This is a genomic window from Paenibacillus sp. FSL F4-0087, from assembly GCF_038020215.1.
GTDB lineage: Bacteria > Bacillota > Bacilli > Paenibacillales > Paenibacillaceae > Paenibacillus > Paenibacillus taichungensis.
Genome location: NZ_JBBODJ010000001.1, coordinates 6,895,015 through 6,920,978, shown reverse-complemented (window position 1 = coordinate 6,920,978; position 25,964 = coordinate 6,895,015). Strand labels below are relative to the sequence as shown.

Annotated in this window: 22 protein-coding genes; 16 read left to right on the top strand and 6 right to left on the bottom strand. The window is 45.4% G+C overall.

Annotated elements, in window-relative coordinates:
• Positions 1–243: 243 nt before the first annotated feature.
• Together MHB84_RS31095 and MHB84_RS31090 are read left to right on the top strand one after the other, a co-directional pair.
• On the top strand, positions 244–984 hold the full coding sequence (locus MHB84_RS31095) for a polysaccharide deacetylase family protein (protein ID WP_076291010.1): 741 nt from the start codon (positions 244–246) through the stop codon (positions 982–984).
• A gap of 61 nt (positions 985–1,045) precedes the next feature.
• Complete coding sequence (locus MHB84_RS31090; protein ID WP_076291011.1) at positions 1,046–1,954, top strand: hypothetical protein; 909 nt, start codon at positions 1,046–1,048, stop codon at positions 1,952–1,954.
• 141 nt (positions 1,955–2,095) lie between these two features.
• On the opposite strand, the gene MHB84_RS31085 is transcribed toward MHB84_RS31090, so the two are convergent.
• The 3 genes from MHB84_RS31085 to MHB84_RS31075 all read right to left on the bottom strand — a co-directional run bounded on the left by MHB84_RS31085 (position 2,096) and on the right by MHB84_RS31075 (position 4,992).
• The gene (locus tag MHB84_RS31085) at positions 2,096–2,695 is read right to left on the bottom strand and encodes a response regulator transcription factor (protein ID WP_076291012.1); all 600 of its coding nucleotides are present in this window, start codon (positions 2,693–2,695) and stop codon (positions 2,096–2,098) included.
• Positions 2,692–3,840, bottom strand: a complete 1,149-nt coding sequence (locus MHB84_RS31080) for a sensor histidine kinase (RefSeq protein ID WP_076291013.1) — start codon at positions 3,838–3,840, stop codon at positions 2,692–2,694. Before MHB84_RS31080 ends, MHB84_RS31085 begins: the two co-directional genes overlap by 4 nt.
• A gap of 93 nt (positions 3,841–3,933) precedes the next feature.
• Positions 3,934–4,992 carry a fatty acid desaturase gene (locus MHB84_RS31075; RefSeq protein WP_076291014.1) on the bottom strand — a complete coding sequence of 353 codons (1,059 nt, stop codon included), beginning with the start codon at positions 4,990–4,992 and terminating at the stop codon, positions 3,934–3,936.
• Between the two features lie 376 nt (positions 4,993–5,368).
• On the opposite strand from MHB84_RS31075, the gene MHB84_RS31070 reads away from it, so the two are divergent.
• The 4 genes from MHB84_RS31070 (at position 5,369) to MHB84_RS31055 (ending at position 11,236) form a co-directional block, all read left to right on the top strand.
• Positions 5,369–6,208, top strand: coding sequence for a YitT family protein (locus MHB84_RS31070; RefSeq protein WP_062324740.1), 840 nt, complete (start codon positions 5,369–5,371; stop codon positions 6,206–6,208).
• 223 nt (positions 6,209–6,431) lie between these two features.
• The gene (locus tag MHB84_RS31065; protein WP_076291015.1) at positions 6,432–7,631 is read left to right on the top strand and encodes an ROK family transcriptional regulator; all 1,200 of its coding nucleotides are present in this window, start codon (positions 6,432–6,434) and stop codon (positions 7,629–7,631) included.
• Between the two features lie 179 nt (positions 7,632–7,810).
• Entirely contained in the window at positions 7,811–8,776 is a 966-nt protein-coding gene (locus MHB84_RS31060) for a sugar phosphate isomerase/epimerase family protein (RefSeq protein WP_076291016.1), read from the top strand.
• Between the two features lie 309 nt (positions 8,777–9,085).
• Positions 9,086–11,236 carry a hypothetical protein gene (locus MHB84_RS31055; protein WP_076291017.1) on the top strand — a complete coding sequence of 717 codons (2,151 nt, stop codon included), beginning with the start codon at positions 9,086–9,088 and terminating at the stop codon, positions 11,234–11,236.
• 181 nt (positions 11,237–11,417) lie between these two features.
• On the opposite strand, the gene MHB84_RS31050 is transcribed toward MHB84_RS31055, so the two are convergent.
• On the bottom strand, positions 11,418–12,002 hold the full coding sequence (locus tag MHB84_RS31050; protein WP_076291018.1) for an AAA family ATPase: 585 nt from the start codon (positions 12,000–12,002) through the stop codon (positions 11,418–11,420).
• 315 nt (positions 12,003–12,317) lie between these two features.
• Here MHB84_RS31050 and MHB84_RS31045 point away from each other — a divergent pair, with 315 nt between their 5' ends.
• The gene (locus MHB84_RS31045; protein WP_079344751.1) at positions 12,318–12,635 is read left to right on the top strand and encodes a PadR family transcriptional regulator; all 318 of its coding nucleotides are present in this window, start codon (positions 12,318–12,320) and stop codon (positions 12,633–12,635) included.
• Positions 12,632–13,984, top strand: coding sequence for an FtsW/RodA/SpoVE family cell cycle protein (locus tag MHB84_RS31040; protein WP_076291019.1), 1,353 nt, complete (start codon positions 12,632–12,634; stop codon positions 13,982–13,984). The genes MHB84_RS31045 and MHB84_RS31040 overlap by 4 nt, the downstream gene beginning before the upstream one ends.
• Positions 13,985–14,045: 61 nt before the next feature.
• On the opposite strand, the gene MHB84_RS31035 is transcribed toward MHB84_RS31040, so the two are convergent.
• Positions 14,046–15,824 carry an ABC transporter substrate-binding protein gene (locus MHB84_RS31035; RefSeq protein ID WP_076291020.1) on the bottom strand — a complete coding sequence of 593 codons (1,779 nt, stop codon included), beginning with the start codon at positions 15,822–15,824 and terminating at the stop codon, positions 14,046–14,048.
• A gap of 133 nt (positions 15,825–15,957) precedes the next feature.
• Here MHB84_RS31035 and MHB84_RS31030 point away from each other — a divergent pair, with 133 nt between their 5' ends.
• The 3 genes from MHB84_RS31030 (at position 15,958) to yidC (ending at position 18,847) form a co-directional block, all read left to right on the top strand.
• Positions 15,958–17,601: a DUF4153 domain-containing protein gene (locus MHB84_RS31030; protein ID WP_076291021.1), complete on the top strand. Its 1,644-nt coding sequence runs from the start codon at positions 15,958–15,960 to the stop codon at positions 17,599–17,601.
• A gap of 92 nt (positions 17,602–17,693) precedes the next feature.
• Positions 17,694–18,044, top strand: a complete 351-nt coding sequence (locus MHB84_RS31025; RefSeq protein WP_175382604.1) for a hypothetical protein — start codon at positions 17,694–17,696, stop codon at positions 18,042–18,044.
• Complete coding sequence (yidC, locus tag MHB84_RS31020; RefSeq protein WP_076291022.1) at positions 17,981–18,847, top strand: membrane protein insertase YidC; 867 nt, start codon at positions 17,981–17,983, stop codon at positions 18,845–18,847. Before MHB84_RS31025 ends, yidC begins: the two co-directional genes overlap by 64 nt.
• 144 nt (positions 18,848–18,991) lie before the next feature.
• Here yidC and MHB84_RS31015 read toward each other — a convergent pair whose 3' ends face one another.
• The gene (locus MHB84_RS31015) at positions 18,992–20,107 is read right to left on the bottom strand and encodes a helix-turn-helix transcriptional regulator (protein ID WP_076291023.1); all 1,116 of its coding nucleotides are present in this window, start codon (positions 20,105–20,107) and stop codon (positions 18,992–18,994) included.
• A 130-nt stretch (positions 20,108–20,237) separates the two neighbouring features.
• On the opposite strand from MHB84_RS31015, the gene MHB84_RS31010 reads away from it, so the two are divergent.
• From MHB84_RS31010 to MHB84_RS30990, 5 genes are all read left to right on the top strand, one after another.
• The gene (locus tag MHB84_RS31010; RefSeq protein ID WP_083679053.1) at positions 20,238–20,945 is read left to right on the top strand and encodes a methyltransferase domain-containing protein; all 708 of its coding nucleotides are present in this window, start codon (positions 20,238–20,240) and stop codon (positions 20,943–20,945) included.
• A complete protein-coding gene (locus tag MHB84_RS31005) occupies positions 20,929–22,026 on the top strand; it encodes a saccharopine dehydrogenase family protein (RefSeq protein ID WP_076291025.1) in 1,098 nt (365 codons plus the stop codon). The genes MHB84_RS31010 and MHB84_RS31005 overlap by 17 nt, the downstream gene beginning before the upstream one ends.
• A gap of 89 nt (positions 22,027–22,115) precedes the next feature.
• Positions 22,116–22,409: a hypothetical protein gene (locus MHB84_RS31000; protein ID WP_076291026.1), complete on the top strand. Its 294-nt coding sequence runs from the start codon at positions 22,116–22,118 to the stop codon at positions 22,407–22,409.
• Between the two features lie 86 nt (positions 22,410–22,495).
• Complete coding sequence (locus MHB84_RS30995; protein ID WP_076291027.1) at positions 22,496–23,788, top strand: amidohydrolase; 1,293 nt, start codon at positions 22,496–22,498, stop codon at positions 23,786–23,788.
• Between the two features lie 189 nt (positions 23,789–23,977).
• Entirely contained in the window at positions 23,978–25,942 is a 1,965-nt protein-coding gene (locus tag MHB84_RS30990; protein WP_076291028.1) for an ABC transporter ATP-binding protein/permease, read from the top strand.
• Positions 25,943–25,964 lie beyond the last annotated feature (22 nt).

Below are 25,964 nucleotides of genomic sequence, written 5' to 3'. Positions count from 1 at the left end.
CACAATTTGGGTTAATAGAATATATGTCAACATTGATCTATCCCGACGGATGTTCTTTTTCGAGCAAATCTATCAAATTCGTTTTATTTTTTTGGGTAATCTGACAAAAGTGTAACTCGAACGTAGCATTTGAAGCGAGAATGGGACGCACTCTTTTTGATAGTATTAGGATTATCGCCAAGGGCTGCAATGAGAGAAACATAGACACCCGGGGAAATACAAGACATAAGGGAGACTTTTATTATGCTACATATTCGTAAAACGTTCATCACCGCACTTGCTATTCTATTGATCATTCCATTGTTATTGCCGCAGTCGGCTTCAGCTGCCTCATCCGCATCCAAGCATGCTGGAAATAAAGCGAGCTCCAAGATCATATATCTAACTTTCGATGATGGGCCGACCGCCCACACGGGACAATTACTGGATATCCTGGATCAGTACAATGCCAAGGCGACATTCTTCATGCTTGGACCTCAAATGGAGAAGTTTCAGAAGGCTACTAAGCGTATTGTTGCAGACGGACATGGACTGGGCTTGCACGGCGTAACGCATGTTCCCGGTAAATTTTATAAATCCGCATACAGCGGCTTGAAAGAAATGCAGCAGGCCAATGAAAGCTTGAACAAAGTGGCAGGCGTCAAAACCAGCCTCGTTCGTACTCCGTACGGCAGCAAACCATATCTCAAACCGGCATATCGCAATGTTCTACTGGGTCAAGGGGGATTCCATCTGTGGGATTGGAATGTTGATTCCGAGGATTGGAAATACAAGAAGGATCACCAGAAAGTCTACAACAGCGTGATGAAGCAGATTCATAACGTGCAAAAGAGCGGAACCACCCCTGTGGTACTGATGCACGACCAGGAAGCGACATTGAAAGTACTTCCGCAAGTGTTAAAAACACTGAAAGCAGAAGGCTACCAGTTTGAAGTGTTGACCAAGAAAGTACAGCCCGTGAATTTCTGGAATGACAAACGTTAAAAATTCAGGCTAGACAACAATGTAAACTGATTCCAATAATGGCTTCAAGGAGGACAACAACATGAGTAAACCTAAATTATGGATGACGATTCCTGTGACAACAGCAGTGCTGCTTGCTCTTGCGGGGTGTGGTGGTCAGGATACCAAACCATCATCAGCGGACAACACGTCCCACGCGGCTGGCGAACAGGCTCAGTCAGGCAGTGGAGGAGCCGATTTCTCCAATGGAACGAAAGAAAGCGGAACAGATACCACAGGAACACCGGGGACAGAAGGTTCTGCAGGAAGCGGGACACCGAATTCGGAAACGAGCAGTAAAGGTCAAACCCAGCAAAGTGCGAACGATGTCATTAAGGACATTCGCAGTCAGCTGAAGATGAAGAACGCTTCGTTTCCTACTTCATTTTCCCTGGAAAAGGGAAAACATCTGACTGCATCGATCACATCGAATACTTCAGATGCGTTTCACATTAACTTTTATTCCACTGACCAGCCTGTTGCGGTGAATGATGCTTCATTGACGGCCTCTGGCAGTAAAGTGCCTGTTCTGGCATCCTATGAAGTGAAGACATATAAAGATCCGAACAGCACCGATATTTTCCCTGAGACAGATTTGAAAGACTTTCCGAAGGATATGACAGTGGATCTGGGACATGGTATCAAGGGTATGACTGAAGGCGCGGCGGGCAGTCAGTATCTGACTTGGACAGAAGGTAGATGGACGTTACAGATTCGTTCCATTTCCGAAGATAACATGAATAATCCGGGCATTGCGAAGAGAATAGTGGAGTATTTGGAGTCCCATACACTGCCTGCACCAAAGGATAAAGGATTCGTAAACGTGCAGTACCCAAGCGGTGGTAAAAGCGTTAATGTAACGATTTCCTGGCAAGATGGCAAGCAGATTCATCAGCTCCAGACCGAGCAGGTGCCACTGGAAGCTTTGGGCATGGTTGTTTCTGTAAAATAGAATGGCATCAAAAAAACACCAAAAGGAAATAGGCTGGCCCGGGGTGAATGCTCCAGACCAACCTACCCTTGTATAAGCAAGGTGCACCGATGGGAAGGTGTACCTTGCTTATTTATGTTTCATTGGGTTAAAGCGGTACTTTCATTTAAACCACCCTTTTTCTTTGGAACGGGTGATGGCTTCAATGCGGTTACTTGCATTTAACTTGTTGAGTATAATAGAGATGTAATTTCGCACCGTACCGGTTGTAATAAATAAATGTCCGGCTATTTCCTTTGTATTTTTACCGTCTGCCATCAGGCCGAGAACGGCATTTTCACGTTCGGTCAGCGGGTTCTCCTGAACATAAGCCTCGTCCACCAGGTCGGGTGCAAAAATACGTCTTCCATTCATGACCTGGCGGATTGCTTCGGCCAGTTCCTCGATCGGGCTATCCTTTAACAGATAACCGCGTACACCACCTTTTAAAGCACGTTCGAAATATCCGGTCCGGGCAAAGGTTGTTAAAATAATGACTTTACAGTTCATTCCTTTAAGCTCCTCAGCGGCCTCCAGGCCACTTTTGACGGGCATTTCAATGTCCATCAGACAGATATCTGGTGAATGCTCCCTGACGAGAGCAAGGGCTTCCTGTCCATTGCTTGCGCGTCCTACCACTTCCATATCCTCTTCCAGATTGAGTAGGGAAGACAATGCCCCCAGCATCATACGTTGGTCTTCGGCGATTACGATCCTGATCATTGTTCAACCTCCTTTATCGGTTTGCGGACCAGCTTGGGAACATGGATGACAATGCCTGTACCTTCCATGTCTGCTCCGGAACGAATATCCAGACAACCGTTCACAAATTCAAGTCGTTCTTTCATCCCCAAGATTCCGGTTCCGCGCCGTTCTTGCTTGCGAGTACGTTCGATTCCGACCCCGTTATCCTGAACCGTTAATACATTATCGGCCAGTGTTTCCTCAATACGGATGGTGCATACCGCTGCTTGACTGTGTTTGACCACATTTGTAACAGCTTCTTTCAGACACATGCCGAGTACATTTTCATTGAGCTGTGACGTATCCTGTAACTTCGGATTGCCTTCAAGTACAAATTCAATGGAAGCGGCCTTCAAAATTTGTTCGGCACGGAACAGTTCATCCACCAGTTGTGTTCCACGCATAGTCGTTACCATTTCCCGGACTTCTTTCAGGGCCGTACTTGCCGTCTGTCTCAGATCGTTCAGTTCAATCTCGGCCTGATCAGGATTCATGCGAAGCAGACGCTTCGCCAGATCGGTTTTCAGACCGATAAGAGAGAGCTTCTGTCCAAGTGTATCGTGCAGATCGCGTGCGATACGTTGCCGCTCTTCCATTTTTACAAGATCATCCAGCCGTTTGTGGGCATTCTCCAGTTGGCCTTCCAGCTGTTCACGCTTATTTTTGTTATACGTACTGATCGGAAGCAGAATGGATGCCATAAGAGTAATGAATACAAACGGGAACTGACTGAGCAACAGGGTACTCTGTTTGATGAAACTATAATTAATGGTTAGAAAACTGGCTGCCAGGTTCACCGAATAGAGGGTGAAGAAACCAGCTTTATTTTTAATATTCCCAATAAAAAAAGCAAGAAACAATGAGAAATAGGCATAATCATAAGCGATGGTCATCGTAATCGATATGGCGATCAAGAGTCCAATCCACATATAGACTTGCCAGCCCTTTGTGATAAAGGCAAGCAGATAACAAACAAAGAAGAACAGAATGATGAAAATGCCCGCAACCATAGGCCACAATTTGGAATATTGCGAAATATAATAGAAGGGCAGGATGAAAAAGACGAGCCATACATACGGATTTAAACCTGTATTTTTATAAAAGAGCTGCATCCACTTTTGAATGAAAATTCTCCTCCTCGGACTTGCATTGTACTCAAACTTAGCCTGACTGTAGCATGACTTTAGCCTGAATACAAGAAAACGAATCCGACAGAGTTAAGGCTTCTCTGTCAGACCCGCTTGGTTGTTTACTCGAATTGGTGGTTGAACGTAAGGCTTGCGAGATAAGCGTTTGATCTCTCTGAAACTGACAAATTGCTTGGATTCTTCGTCCCACAGACGGAAGCGCAGGGCAGCCAGACTGGAACGTAGCGTAATCGTTGTAGCCTTTTGCAGTGGCGGTGTTGCGTTATGTGCTTCTTCCAAATAATAGTTGGGAACACGTGGGCTCAAGTGATGCACATGGTGGAACCCGATATTGCCGCTGATCCATTGAAGCAGTTTAGGCAATTTGTAATATGAACTACCTTCTACAGCAGCCTTCACATAACTCCATTCATCTTCATTCTCAAAGTACGTATCTTCAAATTGATGTTGTACGTAGAACAGCCAGATGCCGAAGAAGCCGGAGAAGAAAAAGACGGGTGCCTGCACCAGGACAAAAGCCTGCCAACCGACTAGCCAGCACATAAAAGCGTACAGGACAACGATCAGAACTGTTGATAGATGCGTATTGATGCGCTCTTTACGTCTTGCGCCTTTACGGTTAAAGCGGTAGGCAAAAAGGAACACATAGATGGGACCAATACCGAACATGACAAACGGATTACGATAAATCCGGTAGAATAGACGACCCCAAGGAGAAGCGGCTTTATATTCCTCAACTGTCATCACCCAGATATCGCCAACTCCACGTTTGTCCAGATTGCCGCTGGTGGCGTGGTGAATGGAATGTTCGTTTTTCCATTGCAGGTAAGGCGTAAGGGTTAGTACACCTGTAATGGTGCCGAGAATGTCGTTGGCACGTTTGCTTTTGAAGAATGAACCATGACAGCAGTCATGGAAAATGATAAATGTTCTAAGTACAAATCCCGAGGCTACGAGGGCAATCGGAAATGTTAACCAGTAGGACACGGACAAGCTATAGTACGCTGCGGCCCATAATAATAATAATGGCAGTATGGAATTCACTAATTGTTGGATACTCAGGCGAAGATTGTTTTTCTCATAAGGGGTGACTTCTTTTTTTAGCGCCATTTCCTTGGATCTGCTCATTGACGTACGTCCTCCTTCAATGGTCAATAACTGTAATCAGTTATAACCTAACGCTTCCTGGGAAGATGTCTCCAAGTGAGGCGTTTTTATCATTGTATAAGAATGCGTCCAGTGCAGTAAGTCATAAACGTCAGTACACTGTAATGATGAATATCAATGATGACCCATGACATTTGTCATGGGTGGATGAAGTTAAACTGCATTGCAGAGCCTAAGTAAGCACTGATTTCGAATTCCTTTGTACAATTCGCGCAACAATTTGTATTATGTATACAAATTTTGTTCATGGCATGGTAGAATCTATCATTGAGTGGTTATGACAACTTATGAAATTGGTTGATAGGTTGATTTTCTGATGGATTGGATGGAGTGCATGATGAAGAAAAGAATAACGGATATTCTATTTATTATGGCGGGTGCATTTCTGTTTGCACTTGCAGTAAACCTGTTCGTCATCCCGAATGATCTGGCTGAAGGCGGCGTTACGGGGATTACTATTATTTTGTATTACCTTTTTGAGTGGTCTCCGGGACTGATGAACTTGCTCCTGAATGGTATTTTGCTACTTGTGGGGTATAAGTTTCTGGACAGAACAACAACGGTGTATACCATTATTGCGGTGGTATTCAACTCGCTGTTCCTGCACCTGACCGAGAGCTGGACGATTGCATCGGACGAGCTTTGGATCAATACCATTTTTGGTGGATTATTTGCCGGTCTGGGTATCGGCTTGATTGTTAGAGTAGGCGGCACAACGGCGGGCACGGTTATTCTGGCCCGACTTGCCAACAAATATTTGGATTGGAACATCAGTTATGGACTGTTATTCTTCGATTTGATCGTGGCGTTCTCGTCTTTCTTCATTATAGGGCCGCAAGGTTTGATGTGTACGATTGTCATGTTGTTCGTCGGCACCAAAACGATGGAGTTCATTATTGAAGGGCTCAATCCGAAAAAAGCAGTTACGATTATATCTACCAAACAGGATGCTATTGCTCAGCAGGTTATTGAGAAGATGGATCGGGGAGTGACTGTCCTGTCTGGTCATGGATACTATACAAAGAACCCGAAAGAGATCTTATATATTGTCATTAGCAAACAAGAAGTTCCAATGCTGAAGAAGATTGTGCGAGCGGAGGACGAAATTGCTTTCATAACGATCCATGATGTGCGTGACGTATTTGGTGAAGGGTTCATCGAATTGTCCAAATCGTAATGAAGCGTATATATAAGGAAGTAAGGAGCTGCGGTGTTTATCACTGCGGCTTTTTTTGATTTATGTGGTGTAATTTCGAATTAAATGATCACGATGAGATCAGGCCTTGATTTTGAAATCAGATCATCCGATACTGACAAAAAGCTGTACACGTATCAAGCCCGATGATATATTGAATTTAATTCGTTAAGAAACTTAACTAACTATAAAAGGAGGCGATAAAATGTCTGGCTCACCGCAATATATCCGCAATCTGAACGAGAATTTGATTATGGATGCTCTGATTGCAACTGGTGCGATGTCCAGGGCAGATATCAGTCGTCAGACCGGACTCAGCAAACCTACGGTGTCGTCAGCAATTGAACATCTCATTGAACGAAACTTGGTGCTGGAAACTGGTAGAGCCGATAATGCTCAGGGTCGCAAAGCAACACTCATTCAATTCAACGAATCAGCTTATTATGTCTGTGGCATCGATATTGGGGCAACCCGAATTCGATTCGCACTCTCTGATCTGAATGGTGAAATTATGGAGTACAGAACGTATCCAACGTTATCGGTCCAAAGTGGTGATCGAGCAGAGACTGCAACCCTTGATGTTCTTCGAAGCCACATGGATGACTTGCTGTCGGAGAATCAATTGAATTGGGATCAGATTCGATGTGTTGGTTTTGGCATTCCTGGCGTTGTACTGCCGGACTCTGGAGATATTGATCGAATCGTTGCCCCTTTAGAGGGATTGGAAAAGTTGCTCTCGCTTGAATCATTGTCGGGGGCCTTCCCGTGTGAAGTGATTCTGGAGAACGATGTAAACCTGGCTGCACTGGGGGAGTACAGGAGGGGAGCTGCAGCAGAAGATTCCAATCTGTTTGTTTTTTTCTCCATCGGTACTGGAACGGGCGCAGGCATCATGGTGAACGGGCAATTGCTTCGAGGTATGGGCGGGTTGACAGGCGAGCTCGCGGAGATGTTGTTGGAAGAGGGCCATCGATTGGAGGATGTCCTATCTGCTGATGGTCTGATGGAACTGGCCAAGCGTCAGTTGGATGCCAGTCTACTTGAGGATCCTGATTCTGGTATAGAAGCTCTTCGTGAATACCTGACTCCTGAGAAACTGTTCGAAGCTGCGCGAAGTGGAGAAACGCAGGCTGTGCAGATTCTGAAACAATACAGCCAAATGATTGCTTCGGCTCTGCGGCATATTTGCGTCGTTCTTGCTCCCCATCTCATTGTACTTGGCGGAGGCATTGGGGGAAATGGGGATGTGTTATTGCCGCATCTCAGACAGATCGTATCTGATCAATTCCCGGCGAAGCCTGCACTGATCTGTTCAGAGCTTGGCGAGCGGGCTGTAGTCACTGGAGCAGTGCAGGTGGCGTTACAACAAACGATGTTGAATCTTCAGCAAGAGTCATTGGAATAAGGGCGTTACTTCAATAATTATAAAGGTAAGTTGGATGGATGGAACGAGATCGAAATTGGCTTAACCGTTAACGCGGACAAAATGAGATTTGAATTAAACATCAGCTAGGCTGATTTAAAAATAGAGAAGATTAATCAGACATTGAACGGGTTGAACATCGCATATAGGAGGACAAAGCTATGTTTACCGACAAAAAGGAATATTCATTTTCAACTTGCTGGAACATCAAACGACACACTACGGGTCAGGGCATGATGGAGGAGATCAAATCCCTAGGGTTCAGACAGGTGGAGCTGAACTATAACGTTACGGACGAATTGTTGCAAACAATTGAACCGATGATTGAGCGGGGGGAAATCGGCATATCCAGTGTGCACAACACGTTCCCACATGTAGCTGATCCCGATTATGGGACCGATTCAGTTCTGCTCGGTTTCGACGATGAGCCTCGTCGTAAGCGGGCCATTGAACTGCTGCTCCGTTCAGCCGAGTATGCACACCGGTATGGTGCGAAGGCAGTCGTCGTGCATCCAGGTGAGGTGCCGTTTGAATATAACATTGATGAAGCATTGAAAAAGATATATCACGATCAAGGGCCGGACTCCTCGGACTATCAATCATTGTGGCAAGAGATGCTGGAGAAGCGTGAGGCGAGTAGCGCACATTACCTGAAGCGCATTCAGGAGAGTCTGGAAGAAGTGTGTGAATTGTCTGAACAGCGGGGATACGGAGTGAATTTCGGCATTGAGACTCGATCACGCTGTTACCAAATGCCGACGCTGCAGGAGGCGGGCGCACTTATCCGCGGTATGAAAGGGGCTCCACTCGGCTTATGGTACGATATTGGTCACGGTATGATGATGGACCGAATGGGGCTCTATGATAATGCACGCGAAGCAAATGAATTGATCGACCGTGTCGTTGGGGTTCATATCCATGAGACGGTAGGCTTGTCGGATCATTGGTGTCCATATATCCATAGTAAGGACATGGCGTTTTTTGATTCATTCCTGGATATCATTGATCGTTCTCCGGTCAAAGTATATGAGTTGAAAGCAGCCTGCACACCGGAAGAGATTGATGAGAGTCACCGATTAATTACAGCTCGGATCGCCGGACGTCAAGCGGCACGTCAGCACGGATAATCTGGCAAGTGAATAGCGGTGAAAAATAAACGTAAAGAGAGCGGTCAGAATAACTTTATCTTTCGGGTGAAGTGGTATTCTGCCGCTCTCTTTTCGATGTGATATTCTCTAATCTGCAATTATAAGATATAATATGCATTAATCAGGCTATGGTATCCCTTCCTTCTGAACTCTTACAATGGTATTAGGGGTGCCGCTTCCCTGATTTTTTTAGTTTTTGGATTGTGTCATACATATGAAGAACCGCCACAAGCTAGGCCAAGTATACCAATGCTGAATATATTATCGTCATGTGGGAGAGTACAAGTGATGGACTTATTCTCAATCTATTTCAGCAGGAATTTGAAAGTGATCATTGCAGAGCGCAAGGGCAAGCTGCCTGTGCGTATATTGGCGACTGCACTGAGAAATTTGGAATCGCTGGGATATACGTTTTCGACGAAACTGATAGATGTGCTGAATACCTGGGAACGTGAGAGATTCGTTTTCTGGTTTGAGCAATTGATGGAAGAGATTCGAAAGATGAAAGGAATCAATTTAAAGGAAATCCTCGTGTATCCGAAATTTCCTAAGCGAAAAATGAATATTCAGGAAAGTAAATTTTATTTAAATGCTTTGATGCATTCCTGGAGACAGCAGTCTTTTGAACAGGAGCAGCGCATATTACTGCTGAACAAGTTGCAACTGCGTGTGATTCATCTCGGCAGTGAAGCAGATTTTTACCAAGTGGGAATGAACCTGCTTACAGCGAAATCAGCGTTATCGCCAGTTGCAAAAGAGCAGTTGGTCTGGTTTGCAACAAAGTACGAAGGCTGGTCCGCATTTGAGCCAGAGGCAGGGCAAATACCTGTGAGGGAAAATGCCGCCGTTTATTGTGCTGCTTTATTAAAGGCGGGACGTGCTTCGGTGGAGCAATTCCAGCGGCATTTGCGCACGGCAACAGATATATTGCGACTGGCGGTGGCGTGTTCCGATGGAGATGTCAGTTTGAAGGAGAATACCCGTTTCCGTTCATTTACCCGATCTGAACGACGGGTAATATTTGCTTTATTGGAGAATGCTTCGGACCCGTTGGAAGATTTGTTTCGATATAAAGGAAGCTGGCAGAGATTGGCCGAGCGACTGCATCCGGGTGAATATCGATACCGTTATCCAGTGGCAGTAGCAGCGCTGGACCAGTTGCGACTTGGGGGACACCCGCTTACCTTTCATGGCAGAGTGGAGCGGGCATTTGAACAGATGGATAACGAGCTTATTGTGGAGACGCTCGCGGAACGTCCGGGAGAGATGGTCGGTCAGCTGGACCGAATGATACGTTCCGGAGTTCCGGTACAACAAGTTATTGGCAAAATGGAAACTGTGGCAGACAAGGTATCGACAAGGGCGCTTCTTCGAGTGTTGGCCCATTTCGGCACACGGACGCAGTTTCAGGTCAGGAGGAGCTTTTTCCCCCAAGGCAACACGGCAAATCTGTATGTCTCCACTCAGCCGCTGCCGCCCCTCAACGTTGAGGATGTTCATGCGGTGATATCGGCGGTAGAGCATACACTGTTGAAACGATTTGCGGTACTTCCACCACTCGGTAATGTATACATTGATGAAAGACTTCAAGAGTTTTCAGTTCCATCGGGAAAACGCAGGGCAAGCGAATCTCTTCGAGCTCTATCGCGTGCGTCATGGATATCGTTACCCACAGGAGATACCGTTCGTTTTTTTCTGTCGTGGAGAGAAGGCTTGGGCGGTGAGGAGCGAATCGAATGTGTGAATTCCGATCTGTCAGGTGTTCTGTATGATTCGAACTGGCATGATATGGGTCAAACAACCCGGACCCCTCTGCAATCGAATGAATATGTAGCTGCAAATAGCGGGCTTAAGGTGACTGCACCGGATGGAAAGGCGAAGTATTTGGATCTGCATTTGCCGTCCGTTTCTAAGTTAGGTGCACGTTATATTGTAATCATGGTTAACGCATTCAGGGATAATGCTTTCAAGGATTTGCCGGAGTGTTATGCTGGCTGGATGATGCGTCAGGCGCCACAGTCGGATGAAATGTTCGAACCTTCAACGGTACAGGAGCGAATCGATCTGACGGCAGATTCCCGTAGTTGTATACCAGCCATTATTGATGTACAGGAGCGGCGCATTTTGTGGTGCGATTTTGGCTTAAAGAGACAGCCTAAAGCGCATCCTCCGATGGGGGACAACATAGCCGATTTGGCTTTGATCGCCCGGGCAATGACGGAGTTGAAAAGACCGGATTTATATACCTTATTCATGCTTCACGCTAAAGCGCGGGGAACATTGGTTGAGACATTAGGGATGGCCAATCTCGTATTTACAGCGGAGCTGGAGTCCAATCGTGTGGCTGAAGTGGCAGAGTATCTGACAGAAGGTCCACCCGTGGAGCGCACCGTGATTACACCTCTGGAGCAGGAGTATATTATGAAGCAGTTTTTGTAACGATGCAGGTTCGAATGTTTGGTCATAGATCATTGTAAAAGGGGTATTTGTCACGTTCGACCTGATCGGGTCACCATGACAAGTACCCCTTTTGGGTGTGAATTAGTTTTATTGAGCGTATAAGCAGCACGAAAAGAGAATAGAGAAGTTAAGGTCGTTCCATTCCATTCGATTACACATTTTATTCGTACATTCGTTGTTCGACTTCAGCAAAAGCGATATCAGGGTTCTCATCGGAATTATCGATATAAGCTACGGCTGAGGCGGGCAAGGGCCAAGCTACTTGTTTACGTGCAAGTGAAGCTGTGAAGGCATCCCAGTTCTCCAGCTTCCACTCATCCAGCTGTGATTGTCTGGCTGTAATCCGCTTTCGATACAAAGCTTCATTTGCAAGATAAATATAGGCCACACGTACATCTGTATCATCCAGGGAACGTCCAATCTGTGCGAGTTCCTGCTCGATCCAGTCCGGAGTTCCGATTTCTTTGGTAAAGGGTCCTACAACAACCGTATCGATACCCAATTGCACATTGTCTAGTGCTGCATCCATCGTAATACGGTATCCCAAATCACGGCACAGCCGTTTGTATTCCGGTGAATCCCGATCGGATGGATCGAGTCCCTGCAGGGTCATTATTGCTTCAGCAGCAGGACGCAGCAGGATATCCATATCCAAAAAAGCAGCTTTATGTTTACGCGAGAGGGCTTTAGCAAGGGTTGTTTTGCCGCTCCCGGCCCCGCCAAGAAAGAAAATCAGTTTGCTCATGGTTTGAATTGCCTCCTCATAATGAATAGAAAGAATATGTAATGTGTGAGTACGAATAAGAGAGTCATAATGGCACCTCAGGTGTGAAATGACTTGTTTATTTTATCATAAACGCCTTCAATTGATAGCTAGACAGAAAAGGAAGAATCAGGTAATATTATACCTAGTTTTACTATGCATAGATTTCCGATGTATATAGCTAAGTGGTTTTATTAGGTTCATTTGAAGTTCTATGAACTGTAGTAAAAGTGGTAGTTGTTATTGTACGTTGAAGCATGAACAAAGGGAGTGACAGCATTGCAGGTAAACAAACAAATGATTAAAGGCAGCACGGAGACATTGATTCTTACGTTATTGAAGGAACAGCCGCTTTACGGTTATGAATTGATCAAGGAACTCCATCGTCAATCCGAGGGTGTGTTTAATTTAAAAGAAGGTACGTTATATCCCATTCTGCACGCGATGGAGCTTGAGGGATGGGTGGAGTCTTACTGGATGGAGGTTGAAGGTAGGAAACGTAAATATTATTCCATTTGTGACAAGGGTGTGGAGGCGTTACAGCATAAAAAAGCCGAGTGGCTTTTATTCCGCGGTGCCGTGGATCGGGTGCTTGGAGAGGGAGGCTTAACATGACGGATCGACATGAGAAGATTAAACATTATCTTGATCAACTGTGTAGTCAGGTTAAGGCACGTGAAGTACATACTGATCTGCGTGATGAGCTTGGCAACCACATGGAAGAAATGATGTTGGACAAGGAGCAAGAGGGACTGAGCCAGGAAGAGGCAGCTGCATACGCCATTGAGCAGATGGGTGATCCTGCAGTGGTGGGCAAAAGTATGCACAGATTGCATCGTCATCGTATGCATTGGGGGCTGTTAGTTGGAATAATTGGATTGGCTACAGTTAGCCTGTTGTTAATGTGGATTTTTACAACCAATGTTACAGTAGAAATATATAAGGAGTTATATAGCAATCATGTAATATACACCGTTATGGGTTTCATATTTATGTTGTTCTTTATTTACTTTGATTATCGAAAGTTTAAAAGAGCGGCCTGGTGGATCTATATTCTACTTAATGCCATGCTGTGGATCAATCCAGCATTATCTTCAACTTACAATGGTATAAATAGATTTTGGACGTTACCATTCGGCTTTGTTCTAGATGTGACGACGGTTTCAATGTGGGTAGTACCACTTGCCATTGGCACAATTATGCTGGACAAGCTTCGTTCCAATTGTAATATGCAATCCATATTGACCTACATTGCAATGGTAGCGTTACCGTTAGTGCTACTATTTCAAATGTCGGACTGGGTTCGCATGTTTCTGTTTGGCACAATGTGCATTATTTTATTTGGCTGGCTCACGAAAAAATGGCTTTATACAGCCATAGGTGCTGTTGTAACAGGAAGTATTTTTGTATTGTTATTGTTTTTTGCAGATCAGTACGGCCGCCTGGAGAGGCTCTCTGTCGTTTTGAATCTTCAGGATGACCCTCACGGGAGTGGATATAGCAATTATTCCATTATTGAAATTATTCGATCAGCCGGCTGGTGGGGGAATGGGATTGATACAACGTTCGATAAGTTTAAAACGAGTTATTATGATTACCCAGGTGTGCTGCTCATTGATGTGTTTGGTTGGTCAGCCGGGATCCTGTTATTGGTGGGGATCATCTGGTTTGTTATCAGTATGATGAAGATGCTTCCTCGCATCCGGGATGATTTTGGTCGTATGATTATTGTCAGTATCACCGCCGTTTTTGCATTGCAAATCATCTATTCGTTGGCGATGACCACTGGGAAGGCTCCGATTCTTAGTATTTCTTTTCCTTTTATTGGATACGGTAATCATCTGATGTTTGATTATGCCATGCTCGGTTTACTCCTCGGTGTGTACCGTCGGAAGGATACGCATTCAAAGAGAAATGAAAAAATACGGCAGAAGGTGGATGCCGACCCAATGACCAGTTCATAAACATGCAAAATCATTACCGCATCTTGAAACGAATGGATTGTTATGCTCATTTAACGAGCATTCATGGGAACCAGATATGTCTGAGGTTTACCCATCCCTGGCTGTTAAAGGAGAGGCCACGAACGGAAGGCAGGTAGGCAGTCTCCACAGGTTTTTCAGTTAAATGGAATAATAAACTCTGCTGCACCAGAAATTGTTCGATCCGATCCAGTTCGGCAGTTCGGTCTGCTGCTATTTGCGAAGCAACAACAGTTTGCAGCATCTCTTGAACACTCTTTTTGGAAGATTCCTCCAGATGTTCGGATAAAGTGAGATAGAGATCGTACCTGCGTAATTCTTCGTCCCTGTCCCGAATCAGGGAGAAGAGAATCAGATCGGATTCCAGTCTCAGGTTCCCTTTGAATTGCTCCATCGTGCCTATGCGGACAGTACATGTGAAGCCGTACATTTCCAATGACGATGCCAAACGTCTAGCATCCATCCGATACTGAGGAATGGTTGTGATGTGTAAGGGGATAGGTAGATCAAAAGTAGAGTGCTGAGACAAATAAGTCACTTCTTCTGCATTCATCAACACTTTATCAGCATCTCCTGGATCACCTTCATTACTTTCATTCATGCCATTCCCATACAATTTAGTAATACACGCCTGAACATGTGCTCTTACATCCGGATCGCTTAGCGGTCCGGTTTTTTGTGTATTACAAGTGAGTAATTTGCGTACCATCACGCCTGCACTAATCTGTGTCCAGTCTCTACCCTCAGACGAGGATGGATTATGAACAAGGTGGAAGAAAGGAGATTCGATATCTTGTTTTTCATCCAAATGTGCAGGAGCACTCCACGGGATTTGTAGAATATCTACACGGTCCAGGTGGGCTCTGCCTTGAAAATACATCGGAAAAGCTTCAAGTCTGCACAAGTGATCATCCCAGGTTGTAACCTTGAAAGGCCCGGTTCCTATAGGCCTTTGCATGGTATTCGGTACATCTGGTTCCTTGTCTCCATCTTTATGTTGCCCGTACGTGGCTTGTGAAACAATCGCTGCACGGCTCGTAGAAAGAAAGGGCAAAAACAATTCGTGAGGGGCTTTGAGTTTGAAACAAACGGTCAAGGGATCTGTTGCTTCAAGCGATAGAATTTGTTTGCTCACATCGCGGTATAATGTCCGCCGTTCTGTGGATTGCAGTCGTTCAAATGTATACACTACATCCGCGGCTGTCAGCAGGTGTCCATTGTGAAAAGTAATCCCTTTACGCAAATAAAAGAACCATGTTTTCCGATCTGAACTGATATCCCAGGTATGAGACAGACAAGGAACAATCTCCCCATGTTCATTACGTTGAACCAGCCCGTCGAACACATGACTGGTGACAAAAGATTCTGCCAGCAAATTGATAAAAAGAGGATCAAGCGCATGCAGTTGTTGGCGGATTGGTAACCTGAGCGTATCAATTCGCTCATAATGGCTACCAGTTTCCGTATGGTGTCCAGAATAACCAAGCAGCCACTGGTTTAGATGATCTTGCATTGTCGTAGAACTAGAATAAGCACCAACCTGTTCGGCGGCTTGCTGCAACTCGCGGCGATTCATGGCCTGCATCATGTATTCTGCAGCAATTTGATCAGCCGGAATAAGCAGGGTCAGCGTAGAACGCCGTCCACGTCCGCGCTGGGACACCCACCGTATCCAGTCTTGGGCAATCATTTTTTTGACGATCGTTAATGTGTTACGGTGTGTACACTCGAGCAGTTCCGCAAGGTCAGAAAGCGTTACTTCATGCTCTACAAGTTGACCAAACTGGCTATGGAGCAGCAAATATTGCTGATGTAATTTCAAGGTTTGGATTCCTCCTGGAGGTTGTAGCTGATGCAATATAATAAAATAAGAAGTTTTATCGTTTTTAATTTCTATTTATATTCTTATTTTATCATCTAGAATTAAACCTAGAAAGTTAATGGAGGTATTTCCCATGATTGATAAGATAATGGCTTCACCCAATCGCGCTTTAATTACGCTACTATCGGCATTAATGTTAGCTATCATTCATCAGTATTTGTTTTATGGCAAGGAACCTGGTGTTTCTTATCCCATCTTTGTTATCCTCTTTTATGGCTTTATGTTCTTGTTTGCCAGAGACCGCATGCGGTCATTGACCATGATTAATGCTTTTGTGGCTGGGGTGGTACTGATGCTGGCGCTGACGTTTCTGTTATACGACAATAAACCGCTGCGTATACTTAATTTCCTGGTCGTACCAGGGCTTATTATCTTACATATGACTTATCTAGTCGGTAGAAAACAGAGACAATGGTGGAATATTGGATTGATCGGTACCGCATTGGACCATTTGCTGCCACAATCCATCCGTCATTGGGGAACGGTTGCAAGCATTATTGTGAAAACAGGAGGACGTGGCTTGGGCAAAACGCAGAAAACGGTTGCTTTCAAAGTATTCATTGGCCTTATCGCATCCGTTCCCATCCTCATCGTAGTCGTAGCACTGCTCTCCTCTGCAGATGGGATTTTTAATCAGTATTTATCTGGTTTTCCGGAATGGTTAAATCAACTGACACTGACACCAGGGCTGCCGAGAGTGATCTGGATTCTCATTGCGGGCGTTTTATTGTTCAGTTACGTATGGGGATTTGTGCAGCCGATGCAATATGAAGCGGAGAAAAGAGAGAATGCACATTGGAAAAATGTAAAAGCAAATACGGTTGCTTCAGAAATCGAAAAGCGAGAAGACGTTTCCATGAATTCCATACAAGAGAAACCTTCCTTGAACTCAATCATTGAGGGTCAGACAGCAAATAAGATCTCATCAGAGGCAATTTCTACTCAAGCTCATCGTGAACCTTTTAGATTGGACCCCGTCATTATGGGCACGATGCTGATGGTTATCAACTGTGTATACGTTCTGTTTGTGCTTGTACAATTTTCTTATCTTTTTGGAGCGGGTGAGGGGCATCTTCCGTCAGACTTGTCCTATGCGGAATATGCAAGAAGTGGATTTGTGGAGCTGATACTGGTAACAGGCATTAATTTTCTCATCCTGATCATCGCCCTTCAGTTCACGCGTTCAAGCGGCAAAATAGGTTCAGTTGTGCATCAGGTGCTGCTTTTTGTCCTGGTGGGTTGTTCCGCAATCATGCTGTACTCGGCGTTTATACGCCTCAACCTGTATGAACAGGCTTACGGATATACCTACATTCGATTTCTCGTACATGCATTTATGATTTTTCTGGCCCTGCTGCTGCTTATTGCCGCTCTTCGAATCCGTTATACATCCATACCTTTGATCCGCTGGTATATTCTACTGTCCCTTACAGCCTATGTGACAGTCAACTATGTGGGTATGGATAAACGGATTGCGGAGCTCAATATTGCACGATATCATCAGACAGGCATTATTGATACATCCTACTTGGCGAGTTTATCTGCAGATGCCGTTCCGCTATTGCGGGAATTTGCCCAGAGAGAGTACCCGAATTTGAAAGGGGAAATGTTGGATCGTCAAGCCAACTTCGACTTGGGTGAAGAGAGTTCATGGACTTCTTTTAATATGGCAAGACATAGAGCTAAGCTAGAATTGTCCAATTTGAGAATGGAATGAATTCATCAACCTGTTTTCCAACAATGAATTTATGCAAAATCAATATGTAAGTGTTATACTATAAAAACTAACCTATAAAGGGGGTGAATCCCTTGTTTGAACTTCAGGAATTGATACCGTATATATTTTCACTCGGACTCATTTTCACAGTCAGTTACGCTTATATTGCCCATCTGCATTGTGGCATTACAGAGTACTGGATGGAAGGTGGGGCCGGAGGTGGTCTGGAGCCTGGATTGCCAACCTTGTCCTTGGACGGACAACACAGACCTGAAGCTTTAAGTCGAATCGTCAGACGAAGAGAATCCCCGGATGAAGATGAACCAGATTGCCATTCCTCGTTGTATGTACTTTCTACAAAACAACGAGGAGGATATATATGGGACATAAGACAAGCAAGGGGTTCACTTTTACATCTGGCAAGGGACGGATCTATGGCCTAATTGCAATTCTTTTTGCAGTGATGCTACTGGCTGGATGCAGTAACAACGTCTCAGAGATTAATTCATCAACACCAGGGTTCTTTAACCATTATGTTGTATTTCCGCTGTCGTATCTCATTCAGCACATCGCAACGATATTTAATGGAAGTTATGGGGTAGCCATTATTGTGATTACCCTCGTTATCCGTCTTGCGTTGTTGCCATTGATGATGCGACAAGCAAAATCTCAGCAAGGTACCCGAGTGATCATGAATGCTATGAAGCCGGAGATGGATGCGCTCAAGAAAAAGTATGAGGGCAAAAACGACCCAGCCGATAAGCAGAAGCTTTCGCAGGAAACGATGGAGCTGTACAAGAAGCACAAGTTCAATCCGCTGAATATTGGATGCTTGCCACTGCTGATTCAGTTGCCCATTCTGTCAGGTATCTACACGGCTATTCGGCTTACGCCGGAGTTGTCATCTCACTCCTTTCTGTGGTTCAAATTAGGAGCGCCTGACTATGTGCTTGCAGTCGTGGTAGCAATAATTTATCTGATCCAAGCCAAGGTATCGCAAGCCAATATGGCGCCGGAACAGCGAAAACAATTCGCAATCATGGGATATATCTCTCCGTTGATGATGGCCTTTTTCTCGCTTTCGGCACCTGCAGCGATGCCGCTGTATTGGACGATCGGCGGTTCATTCCTGGTCTTGCAGACGTTATTGTTCCGCAAATTGTATCCGGTTGAACACCCGCAAGAGCCCGTGGCTGTGCAGGTAAAGAACAAAAACATCAAACCTGCGAAGCCCGCTAAGTCCTAAGTTTTCACTCATGAGAATGGTGCACTAGAATTATATAAATTTAACGTATGTGTTGATATAACGGATGTTCTGCACCATCATGTAGCGCAAAGATGCCTTGTCCCATGGGACAAGGCATCTTTTTGTATGTCCAGGTTATAACCTTCAAATAGCTGGTTCATCAGACAACTGGAAACGGGATACAAAATACCAGATTAACTCACGGCGGGAGGATACGTCTGTTTTGGCAAAAATGGATTTCAAATGATCCTGTACCGTGTAGGCTGATATATGCATCGCTTCCGCAATTTCTTTGGAAGAATAACTGCGCAGCACGTAACCCAATAGTTCCCGTTCCCGAATGGACAACCCATGACTCTCGGCGAGTAAAGGCAGTAAGTCCTGGGGCATAGCCTGTTCAAGCCTGATCGCAATCTGATCCGGACCTGAAAACTGTTGCATGCGGCTGGCATGAAGCACAAGGTAACGGCCATCCAGGAGTTGAATGCAAACTTTGGAAGGCGAATGAAGGATAGGTTCTTGCGCAACCATCAGGTCGGAATCTGTACGAATCTGACGCTGTAAATGCGAACTGACTGCCCGGACTGGGCGTGGCAATACATCTGGTCCCACATGCTCCAGTAAACGTAATTGCGATAGCCAATACTGAGCAGGAGCGTTCACGGATAACAGCTCGAAAGCGTCCGATGTGATCATAATACCTGGGTCCGTGGGACTTCCGCTCTTAATCTCGTCCACCAGAGTCAGACTTGTGGATCGTAACATCGATGCAATAGAAGGAGTCCAGGCCTGAATGCTCAGTCGCTCATCTTCCGTGAATAAGGGTTGTTCCGTCTTGCGATATAGGGTCAGATACCCCCAACAGGCTCCGCCACTGACCAGTACAGCCCGAAGTTCATCACCGAAACCTGCGGGTTGAAGGATGTTATGATATCGAGCGCTGGATACTGGGTTTCCGCTTATCGATGCATGAAGGATCGCTGTATACTCACCGCTGCGAATCAGGTCAGCATACTTATGTATGTCTTCTTCCATGTATTCATTAACGAACAGCCGATCATGAATGGCTTCAATGCCGTCTTCTGTCACGGCACCCGTTGAAAGAAGAGTTTGTGGATCAACCGTTGTGAAGCAATACGCGTCATAGGGAACGATATTCTGAATTTGTTTTAGGACAGCTTCCCGGTAGGTACGCGAGGTCCAGGTTCCTTTTTCGAGAGAAGTAATGAGTCGCTGGTTCGGTTCCATACTTGATGTCATTAAAGCTATCTCCTCTCCTCATGCAGATATCCCATTGTTCTGGGATTGTAGGCTCTGCGTATCCTTTTATAATGAAATTAGACGAACGAAGAGTCAAGTCTAACTTAAATCCATGAGGAGTGTAGTATCGATGGACCACAATCAACCATCTATGAGCTGGGATACGGCGGATGAAAACCGTTACGAACAATCGATAGCCCTGAAAATTCCGGGTTATTCTCATATGCATGATCTGATGGAGCGGCTGCTTGTCGCTTCTATCACGGATAACAACGAGGCTAAAATACTAATTGTCGGAGCCGGTGGAGGTAAGGAAATAGCTCTGCTTGGTTCTCGCCATGCGGGATGGACGTTTACTGGAGTAGATTCTTCCCAGCCGATGCTTCAGTTAGCAGAGAGAAGAGTCCAGGAAGCGGGAATCGAAGCCAGAGTTCAACTTAAATACATGATGCTTGAAGCGTTACCGGAAGATGAGGTCTACGACGGGGCAACAAGTATGCTAATGCTGCATTTTATTCAGGGGATCGAGTCCAAAAGACGGTTCCTGTCCAATCTAGCGGCCAGACTCAAGCCTGGGGCGCCACTCATTATTGCTGCAGTGAATGCCGATCTTCATTCGCCTGTATATCCAACCATGATGCAAGCCTGGCAGGATCACATGTTAAGTAATGGTATTCAGCTTGAAGAATGGGAGCGGTTTGCAGCTTCCCTTGGCCGAGAATCGGATCCTATCTCATCTGAACAAATGATTGGGCTGATGAAAGAATGCGGATTCTCGCACATTACACGTTATTTCGGAGCATTTTGGGTGGAGGGATATTATGCGAAACGAGACTAAAACAGATTCTGTGAAAGACCAGATTTGGGTTGTTGGCGGATACGGTCAGGTGGGGCAAATGATATGTACGCAACTGGGACGATTGTTTCCCGGCAAAGTATGGGCGGCAGGTACGCGGATGAATCGGGCTGAGGAATTCAGCCGATCTACGGGTGGTATAGTCCAGCCGCTTCAATTGGATGTACGAAAAGCGATTGATCCTGTTGTGCTTCAATCGGTCAAGTTGGTGGTCATGTGTGTGGACCAGACGGATACCCGATTTGTCGAGGCTTGTGCGAAAGCAGGGACAGATTATATCGATATTTCAGCCAATTATGACTTTCTGGGTCAGGTCGAACAGCTGCATTCCAAAATGCAGCGTTCCAAAGCAACAGCCATGCTTAGTGTGGGACTGTCGCCTGGTATGACCAATCTGCTTGTGCGTGAAGCAGGTGCCCATATGGAACAAGTAGACAAAGCGGACATTACCGTTATGCTGGGACTGGGTGAGAAACACGGAAAAGCCGCGGTGGAGTGGACTGTGGATCAGATGAATGCTACCTATCAGGTCATGAAAAAGGGCAAGCCAGTCGAAGTGCAAAGTTTTCACGATGGTAAATGGATTGATTTTGGGGCAGATCTGGGCCGCAGGAAAGCGTATCGGTTTAACTTTTCGGATCAACACGTCGTTGCTCGTACACTTCGTATTCCAACGGTTTCCACTCGGTTATGTCTCGATTCCCGTTGGATGACCAGATCCATGGCAATCTCGAAACGTATTGGGCTGTTCAAACTACTGCATATTCCCTCCCTTCGTAATGGTACGGTCAAGGCTTTTGGGGTTATTCCCGGAGGGGCGCCGATGTTTGCAGTTAAGATAGATGCAGTGGGATGGAAAAAGGGCAAACAAGTCCATGTCGAGCAGCTGCTGGTTGGTGAACGTGAAGCAGATGCAACAGCAGCGGTTGCGGCAGCAGTAGCGGAGCGAATGTATCGGACGGAACATCCGCATGGTGTTTATCACATTGAACAATGTCTTTCTTTGCAGCATATTCAGGAAGCACTACGTTTTCCATTGAAAGTAACAACGAAGATCACGTAAATCATATATGTGTTTGGATCATTTTTTTTGCTCAGGCTCTCCGATCTGCTATGATGGAACAAATAATCATGCTAGAACGGAGGGAGATCATGAACTGCATTGCTGTATTGCCTTATTACAAAGTACAGAGAGAAGTGACGGGTCTCGCACAGGAAGTACTGCAGAGCGATCGGTCCATGATCCTTTACTCGGACAAGATTGTAACGAAATACCGCGAGTTTAACATTACGGAAGTGTTCGACATGTCCTTTCGGAGAATGGGGAATGAAGGTGGTTTCTTCTATCTACATACCAGCACCGGAGTCTATCCTTATATGGTCAACATAGATCCCAAACCTTTTATCCAAAGTTTCAGAACAATGACGACTCAAAAATTAACTTAATCTTGACCTTGACCTTGCCGTTACGTGAAGGCTTATCCTCGGATTTGGAAGTAAGACAATCCAAACCTAGAGGAGTTGGGAAACGAATGAGTATTTTAATCCAGCAAGCCACAATCTTAACGATGAAAGACACCGATTCCCCCTTCAAGGGGGATATTCGCATTGTAGGTGACCGGATCGTAGAGATTGCTCCCCACATTCAGGCTCAACCGGGTGATGACATTATGGATGGTCAACATAAAGTGGCAATGCCGGGCCTGATCAATGCTCACCAGCATACACCGATGAGTCTGTTACGAGCATTCTCGGATGATCTGAAGCTGATGGACTGGCTTGACCGTAAGATGCTGCCTGCAGAAGCCCGGATGACACCCGAAGATATATACTGGGGAGCACAATTATCCATCGCCGAGATGATCCGTTCAGGAACTACAGCTTACGCTGATATGTACATTCACATGAATGAAATTGCAGAAGCGGTAACGAAAACCGGTATTCGGGCATCGCTCACACGCGGCATGGTATTCGTGGAGGATGACGGGGGGCGCAGATTACAGGAAGCTGTCGATTTGGTGCAGCGTTGGTCGGGTAAGGCAGAGGGTCGAATTACGACGATGTATGGCCCGCATTCTCCCTATACTTGCCCAGTAGAACCTTTGCGGGAAGTCATCACGATGGCGGAACAGGAGAACGTGCCTATCCACATTCATCTGGCTGAGACGAAAGAGGAAGTTGTGAAGATTCGTGAACGCTATGGCATGACGCCAACGGAGTACTTGGAAGAGGCAGGTATGTTCGAAAAGGCACATGTACTGCTTGCCCATGGCGTACACCTGAATCGCAGAGATATTGGCAGATTGAAAGGCATGCGTGGTGGAGTAGCGCACAATCCGGTCAGCAATCTGAAGCTGGGCTGCGGAATTGCTCCAATTACCGAGATGATTGCACAGGGAATTAACGTGGGTCTTGGAACCGATGGGGCAGGAAGTGCGACAACCATCGATATGTTTGAAGAGATCAAGGCTACAACCTGGCTGCAAAAGCTGGATTATGGTGACCCTACCCGCTTGTCCGCAAGAGAGGTACTATACATGTCTACACGGGGAAGTGCAGGTCTGTTGAACCTTCAGGATGAAGTGGGTGTGCTGGAAGCTGGGCGCAAGGCCGACCTGATTCTGATTGATCTGCAGAAACCGCATTTGCAGCCGGTTCACGAGCTGGAATCATTGCTTGCATACAGCGTGAATGGAGCTGATGTAGATACCACCATTGTGAATGGTCGTGTACTGATGAGAGGCAGGCAGCTGCTAACGATAGATGAGGAAGAACTTTTCCGTCAGGTAGAGGTTCGGGCGAAGCGTATTGTTGAAGGGATTTAATGTCCCGAGCGGAACTAAGCAAACGGAGTCCTAATGAATGTAGGGCTCCGTTTGCTTTTTCTTACATAGTGTATTTCTTTTACCAGGCAGACTCAGATTGTCCAGTTCATTATCAGTTCACACAAATTTGTTAGAATGTGAAATGGCCAATATAGATAGGGTGTATGACTTGGAGAGGAAGAGATCAAGATGACTATATTAGAAGTTAAACATGTGAAGAAATCATACACGCTGTATGGTAAGGAAAAGGTCCCTGTGCTCCACGATGTGAATTTGAGCTTTGAAACAGGAGAATTCGTCTCGATCCTTGGTGAATCGGGTTGCGGAAAGTCAACCCTTATGAATATTATTGGTGGAATGGACTCCGATTTTGAAGGGGAGATCCTTGTTCGTGGAAAGAATTTAAGTGCCATGACTGAGAAGGAAATGGATGATTATCGGAAAAATAATATCGGTTTTGTGTTTCAAAATTTCAATCTGATCCCGCATCTGTCTGTGCTGGAGAATGTTACGATTGCCATGCAAATGACGGACACAAGTGAAAAGGAACGCAATAAGCGCGCTATAGATATTTTGACCGAGGTCGGGCTGAAGAATCATCTGAATAAACGGCCCAACCAGCTGTCGGGTGGACAGAAGCAACGGGTTTCCATTGCTCGTGCACTATCAAACAATCCAGACATTATTTTGGCGGATGAACCAACAGGTGCTTTGGATAAGGAAAACGGAGATCAAATCCTGGCTTTGCTGGACAGTATTGCGCAAAAAGGAATGCTGGTCATTGCGGTAACTCATTCGCAGAAAGTAGCTGATTCCGGTACGCGTATTGTAAAGGTAGAAGAGGGGCGGATTAAGGATGATATTCATCTAAAAGATCGTTCCTTGACCACTTATGAAGGCAGTCGTGGTGCTTCCAGAAACTTGGGCTTACTGGCTTCTTTCAAAATGGCTCTCAAAAATATGAAACTCAACGGCAAGCGTAATGTACTGGTTGCATTGGGTGGGTCGATCGGGATTTTAAGCGTACTCCTGATGCTCTCCTTGGGTAATGGGATAACGAGTTATATGAACGACGAAATCAATTCAAGTATGGACCCTTTGCTTGTGGATATAACGAAGCCCAGTGCAGATGCCAAAGATATGCAAGGCCCGCAAGCCTTGATGGCAGCAGGCGAACCTTTTACAGCGACCGATATTGAGACCATTCGCAAATTCCCTAATGTGGATCATGTAGAGACGATCACTACCATTACAGGAAAATCGACTATGGTTCATGCAAAGCAAAGTGTGGCACTTACGCAGTTAACGACGTTAACGGATGCTTTTGATCCAGCAATGATAACAAAGGGTACGCTTCCGGGAGAAAATGAGATGTTGTTACCCCTCGATACGGCGAATAAATTAAGCGGAAATGACCAAGCTGAATCCATGATCGGCAAGTCTGTGGTTCTATATATCAATGAGATGGATGGCAATAATAAACCGGTAACTTTGGAGAAAGAAATAACCATATCTGGTATTTATGAAGCGTCAGATCAAAGATCACCAATGCAGCAATCACCGGGTTACATTTCACCACAGACGTTGGAACAAATGTATACGGACAAAGGAATAACTATTGGGCCAATTCAGGTTAACGCTTATGCAACCGATATGAAATATGTCAATGATATTAATGCTGCTGCTGTTGATGCTGGCTTCTCTGGCTCCCAGACGGCAAAAATTATGGAAAATATCACGACTTATGTGAATATGGCCACGATCGTTCTGTCTGGTATTGCAGGCATTTCGTTGCTCGTATCCGGTATTATGATATTGGTTGTGCTTTACATTAGTGTCGTGGAACGGACGAAGGAAATCGGCATCCTTCGGGCGATTGGAGCCAGAAAGAAGGATATCAAGCGAATCTTCTTTTCCGAATCTGCTTTGTTGGGAGTGTTTAGTGGTATCATTGCGGTAGTCTTTGCCGTCATTATTAGTTACGTGTTGAACATCCTTTTGGTCAACGCTTTTGGAGCAAAACTAATTAATTTATCCGGATATTATATATTGTTCGGAATCATTGTAAGTACAGTGATTAGTATCATCGCTGGTTTGATGCCATCTTCCAAAGCTGCCAAGCTGGACCCGATGGAATCCTTACGATATGAATAAATACAGTTGTGAATAATGAAAA